Origin of the sequence: Vibrio sp. 10N.286.46.A8 (assembly GCF_041470165.1) — a bacterium.
Lineage (GTDB): Bacteria > Pseudomonadota > Gammaproteobacteria > Enterobacterales > Vibrionaceae > Vibrio > Vibrio tasmaniensis_A.
In genome coordinates, this window is record NZ_JBFRLX010000292.1 from 1 (window position 1) to 5537 (window position 5537).

The 5537-nt window shown below is 43.5% G+C and carries 3 protein-coding genes and 5 tRNA genes; 2 read left to right on the top strand and 6 right to left on the bottom strand.

All coding sequences use genetic code 11. The annotated features are described in order from the left end of the window. The first annotated feature begins 164 nt into the window (after positions 1 to 164). A complete protein-coding gene (locus AB4232_RS21615; RefSeq protein ID WP_372087983.1) occupies positions 165 to 1352 on the top strand; it encodes a hypothetical protein in 1188 nt (395 codons plus the stop codon). Between the two features lie 79 nt (positions 1353 to 1431). Here the strand turns inward: AB4232_RS21615 and AB4232_RS21620 are convergent. From AB4232_RS21620 to AB4232_RS21640, 5 genes are all read right to left on the bottom strand, one after another. Beyond that, positions 1432 to 1505 (bottom strand) — tRNA-Cys (locus AB4232_RS21620). Positions 1506 to 1570: 65 nt separating this feature from the next. Then, positions 1571 to 1657: transfer RNA gene (locus AB4232_RS21625), tRNA-Leu, on the bottom strand. A gap of 80 nt (positions 1658 to 1737) precedes the next feature. Further along, positions 1738 to 1813: transfer RNA gene (locus AB4232_RS21630), tRNA-Gly, on the bottom strand. Positions 1814 to 1861: 48 nt separating this feature from the next. Next, positions 1862 to 1935 (bottom strand) — tRNA-Cys (locus AB4232_RS21635). Positions 1936 to 2017: 82 nt separating this feature from the next. Then, positions 2018 to 2104 (bottom strand) — tRNA-Leu (locus AB4232_RS21640). A 349-nt stretch (positions 2105 to 2453) separates the two neighbouring features. Here AB4232_RS21640 and AB4232_RS21645 point away from each other — a divergent pair. Next, positions 2454 to 3242, top strand: a complete 789-nt coding sequence (locus AB4232_RS21645) for a lipase family protein (protein WP_372087984.1) — start codon at positions 2454 to 2456, stop codon at positions 3240 to 3242. Between the two features lie 97 nt (positions 3243 to 3339). On the opposite strand, the gene AB4232_RS21650 is transcribed toward AB4232_RS21645, so the two are convergent. After that, complete coding sequence (locus tag AB4232_RS21650) at positions 3340 to 5205, bottom strand: methyl-accepting chemotaxis protein (protein ID WP_372087985.1); 1866 nt, start codon at positions 5203 to 5205, stop codon at positions 3340 to 3342. Positions 5206 to 5537 lie beyond the last annotated feature (332 nt).

Consider the following 5537-nt stretch of genomic DNA (forward strand, 5'->3'; position numbering starts at 1 on the left):
ATATCAGGACGGGTCACTTCACTCGCAGCCGGTAAAGTTAGTAGCAACGAATTAAGCCTCGATTTGTAAGGTATTGTATGAGTTTGTCTAACAGCAACTTCTGTCACTAAACAACGCACTTCAGTTCCGTATATTGATACTTCGTATGAATAATAAGGTGTGTCATGAAAACTCTATCTTTAGCTACCTTAGCGACAGCTATCTTTCTCATTGGATGCGGTTCAAATCAAAGTAAATCGCTATTCAATCAGGCAAACGCAGCACCGTCAGTTGTACATGGAGTCACGATTGAAGCCGTTCCCTCTCAATTCGCTGAATACTCTCAAGCCGGCTACAACCGATATGTCGCGGTCAATGCCCCGAATGGCAAATCTATCCATATTTTGATTATGGATCGCCTGAGCGATTATCAAATAGTCAAAGCCGTCAATGTTCTCAACCACTATCTAACCCCTGTTGATGGCACTAAGTATGGGAGCACTGACTCAAAACGCGAGATTGCAAACGCGATGGCCGACAATGGCGCAATACTAAAGCTAATGAATTATTACGATGAGCCACGATACAACGATGACTTGACCGGGCAGCCCTTGTTCGAAGAAGAGATTCAGGTTGAAGGCGGTGAATGGTATGTCCAACAAGATTATGAAGAGCATCGTGACGCCTCTTATGAGGAAATACTGCATTTAGTCCATGACTATGGCATCGGGGTTTTTAACGCGCCTGAAGATGCAGTAACCGCATTACCTGAATTTCAAAAAGAATTTAATGCGATACAGAGACAAGCATTACACCATGCTTACACACCACCCCGTGATATTTTAGAAGAGTGGCAAGAAGAAGTCAGCGTTGATCAAGAGTACTTTGCCGCTGTAATTGATAGCTACTACGGGCTTTGGGGATCATACAACGGCAAAGGTATGTGGGGGTTATACCAAGTTAAAACCCGCGACGATTTCTCAAAAGAAGACCCCGATGCACAAGCGATAGTAGAACAGATTTTCTCTCCAACCTTGACTTACGATGCATACCTTGCCGATACATTCACCGGAACATTTAAAATGAAGTATGACCCAGCGACGTCCTATACTCATCACTCTCAATATCTGACTAAACTAACGCTATCAGGTAACAATGATGCGAATATTGAGATCAACGAGCATGACAACCGCGTAACCGGAAACGCGGGGGTAAATACAGTGATCGCTCATGGCCCTAAAAGTGAATACCAAATTCATGATCTGGGGAATGGTAAATTTCAGCTAAATGATACCGTTGTTTCGCGTGACGGCTTGAACGTGCTATCCAGTATCGAAAAGGTACAGTTCACTGATCAGCTTTGGACCTTTTAACTAGCAACACTCAAAAGCCAAATCACTTTCCTAAAGACGTAAAAAAGCCCGACCATTTCTGATCGGGCTTTCTAAATGATGGAGGCGCCTCCCGGAGTCGAACCGAGGTCCACGGATTTGCAATCCGCTGCATAGCCACTCTGCCAAGGCGCCTTCAAGTCGTGTTTTAAGAGAACGACTCTTTTGATTACTACCCAACAAGGTAACAATCAAATAGATGGTGCCCCGGGCCGGACTTGAACCGGCACAGCGCGAACGCCGAGGGATTTTAAATCCCTTGTGTCTACCAATTCCACCACCAGGGCACGCAATTCTTTATTGCGATGCCGATTACTGAAAAGTAAAACACCATCTTAATGTCAAAATGAATCAACATTACAAAATTTGGAGCGATACATCGGGTTCGAACCGATGACCTCAACCTTGGCAAGGTTGCGCTCTACCAACTGAGCTAGTATCGCATTTTCATTCTTCTAATTTCTTACCTTATCAAAACGTAAGAGAAAGAATGGAGGCGCCTCCCGGAGTCGAACCGAGGTCCACGGATTTGCAATCCGCTGCATAGCCACTCTGCCAAGGCGCCTTTATCAACATAAAATATATTGAAGTGTTTAAAGAGAACCACTCTTTGTTCAACACTCTACTAAAAGTAGAAACTAGATAGATGGTGCCCCGGGCCGGACTTGAACCGGCACAGCGCGAACGCCGAGGGATTTTAAATCCCTTGTGTCTACCAATTCCACCACCAGGGCAACGCAATCATGCGATGCTGATTACTGAAGAGTAAAACACCATCTCTCCGCGACCTAAGCCGTGAGAACGAGGTGTACTTTAACGGATGAAAAAAATTCGTCAACAATAAATTTTATCATTTAATTCAAGTGATTAATTATCGAACTCTACAGAATGAATTTAGTGCAGCTTGTACGGTTCTTATGCGTAGATTTTGAGTTTTAACAGGAACTCATAAGCCGAAGTCCAGTTTGAAGATTCACTAAATACCGCTGATTCAGTTGAATGAAAGAAACACTCCTTCGTTTTCATGCGCTTTTCACATTCAAAGGCTAAAGTTTTACGCAACTATAATTACGAAATGAAAACGTGAAGTCACTAAAACGATACCAATATGAACGCTACGCGGTTCTTTGTAACCTCGCCTACCCGAGAGTTTTTAGACAGACTCGTTACGGTTTTGATCCTAATGGACAGCGCATCATAAAGAACCAGTTTGGCAAAACCATGATTCGAGTTTTATGGAGTAGTGACAAAGATGAAGTGGTTGTGGTTGTCAAAGGATCGCACAGTATCTCAGATTGGTTGCTTACCTTTGCTCTATGGACAAGAAGCTGTAAAAGGATTGGGCTGAACTATCGTGTACATGCTGGTTTCTATCATCTCATGTTTCAAGAAAGCCAGCCGAGTCGTAACGAAGACAAGCTTGGGCAAACCGTTATCGAACGCTTAGAAGCGACACTCTTGCCTTTGTTAGAACAAGGAAAAAGGATTTCTATAACCGGCCACTCTTCTGGAGGCTCTATTGGCTGTGTATTCGCTGATTACTTGGACCAAAAATACCCAGGTTGTATTAAACGAATCGTCACGTTTGGGCAGCCCGCGGTCGGTGATTGGAGTTTCAAAAAGAACTACCGTTTAAGCAAGAAGACCTACCGAATATGTTGTGACATCGACATCGTGACCTTTATGCCCCCGGTTCCCCTATTGTATTGGCATGTAGGCAAAGTACTTTGGCTCTATAACGGCAGGATTTACGAAAACACACCGACGTTAATACGCCTCGGGCGATCAATATTCAGTTGGTTAATCCGGCCTTTCTCTTATCACCTAATGAGTAAGTATATTCGTAACAAAGACTTCTTTGACAAACATTGAGCATGCTCTATAAATAAAAAAGAGCACACGCTTATACAGCCAGTGCTCTTTCTAGTTTCTAATTGATCTTTGTGCTTAAGCTAATATTAGCCTGAACTTAAAGCTTGAATCGTGACAGCTCTTGTTTCAAGTCACTCGCTAAATGACTTAGCTGATCGGCTTGTGAAACCGCATCGGTCGCATCAACTGCCATCACATCACTCACTTCACGAACAGATTCGGTATTCGCATTGATTTCAGCGGTAACCAGTGACTGCTCTTCAGCAGCAGAAGCTATCTGAGTTGCCATATCGCTGATCATCTGAATTGCCTCACGGATTTGAGCCAAGCTCTCTCCCGCCATATCCACATCATGTACGCTTGTTTTCGCCATGTCGTGACTTTGTGTCATCACTTTAACGGCACCACTAGTCGCTTGTTGTAAGCGCTTGATCTTGTCTTCGATCTCTTCTGTTGAAGCATGAGTGCGTTGTGAAAGTACTCGAACCTCATCAGCAACCACTGCAAAGCCTCGACCTTGTTCGCCTGCCCTTGCTGCTTCAATTGCCGCATTAAGCGCAAGTAAGTTAGTTTGCTCCGCTATTTCGCGAATGGTCGCCAAGATAGACGCGATTTGCTGGCCATGCTCTTCAAGCTCACTGATAATAGACACAGCGCTTGTTAGCTCAGTAGCGAGGTCATTGATCGATGATTGGCTTTTAGCCATCTGTTGGAAGCCTTGCTCGCTCAACTCCACCGAATGAGTCGCACTTTTGGCCGTACTATCAGCATTCGTGGCGATTTCGGCTGTTGCTGTCGCCATTTCTGTCACAGCTGTTGCAACCATCGTGATCTCATCTTGTTGTCTGCTGACGCTATCACTGCGTTTTAATGCGCTGCTGTTGGCGTGTTCAGCTCCGTTATTCATTGCCGTCGAAACATCAGTCACGTTTTTCATCATTGCATGAAGTCTATCTACAAACACATTAAACTTGTCGGCAAGTTGCCCTACTTCATCTTTACTCGACACTTGAAGGCGCTGTGTTAAATCACCTTCCCCTTCCGCAATATCAGCTAATGCTTCACTCACTCGACCCAGCTCAACTAATTGACGAGCCACAAACCATGAGGTTGCTGCAGCCATAACAATCAATACAATCAAACCTGTGGTGATTTGGCTAATCAACATATCAAACAGGGGCTGCTCTAGTACGTCTTTATCCATTTCAATCACAAGCAGCCAGTCGGTGCCTTTAATAGGCTCAGCCATGATGACGCGCTCATCACCATCAACTTGTGTAATAATTGTCGTTAAGTTTTGTGCAGCACTGTTTAATCCAGAAACACTTAATTCAGGTGCTATCTCTTTGACTTGCTTAAGGATGAAATCTCTATTCTTATGAGCAACGACCGTGCCTTGCTTATCAATTAGGATCGCTCGTCCATTACCTGGAACCTGAATAGCCAACACATCTTCAATTAACTTGTCTAACGCGAGGTTAGATGCGACAACACCTATGATCGAGCCATTCTCGGTCACAGGATCGGTCAATGTAACCACTAAGGTTTGCATGGTTACACTCACATACGGCTTGGTTGTTACTGCACGGTTCTCAGTTAAGGTTTGTTTATACCAACCTCGAACTCTTGGGTCATACCCCGCTTTATTCAATGAAGGATCATGACGGAACATCTCACCTTCTTTGTTACCGTAATAACTCAATCCAAACCCACCAGATACCAAGGTTTGACGTAAATGAGGAACGATATCTATTGAAGGGTTAAGCTGTACTTGTTGTTTAAGCCCATGTACTGCTTGTTTCTTATCGTAAAACCAGTCACTGATGCCCTTTGCATGGGCTTGAAGTGTATTACGACTTTCACTTTCTATAGCTTGCCAGCTGTTTGTTTGAAACGTCTTATAACCCATGAAAAGAAGAATGGCAGATGTAACAGCAATCGCCAAAACTACAGAGAAAACCATTTTTCTCTTTAGACTAAATTGCATATTTAGGAACCTCTTATAGAATAATTAAAGAAATATAAAGAGGAACACTATCATTCATGCACATGTTTTAATTAGGGTTATCCCATAAAACAATGAAACAGATTGAGCATTGTGGTTAATTGTGACTTTGATTTATTTAGCGGTCTATCAACAAAGGTTCAACTTAAGATCTCATCAAAATTGAGTGGGTCTTTGGAAGATAAAGGGGAGAAATAGAGATGCTAGGCTGATCACAAAAGAAACGAAGAAGCCAGAAACGAAAAAACCAGCCAAGAGGGCTGGTTTTTCTGAATGATGGAGGCGCCTCC

What these genes read in the sequence shown, in the direction of transcription:
- AB4232_RS21615 (WP_372087983.1), top strand. Translation starts at nt 165, where the DNA reads ATGAAAACTCTATCTTTAGCTACCTTAGCGACAGCTATCTTTCTCATT.
- AB4232_RS21650 (WP_372087985.1), bottom strand. Translation starts at nt 5,205, where the DNA reads ATGGTTTTCTCTGTAGTTTTGGCGATTGCTGTTACATCTGCCATTCTT.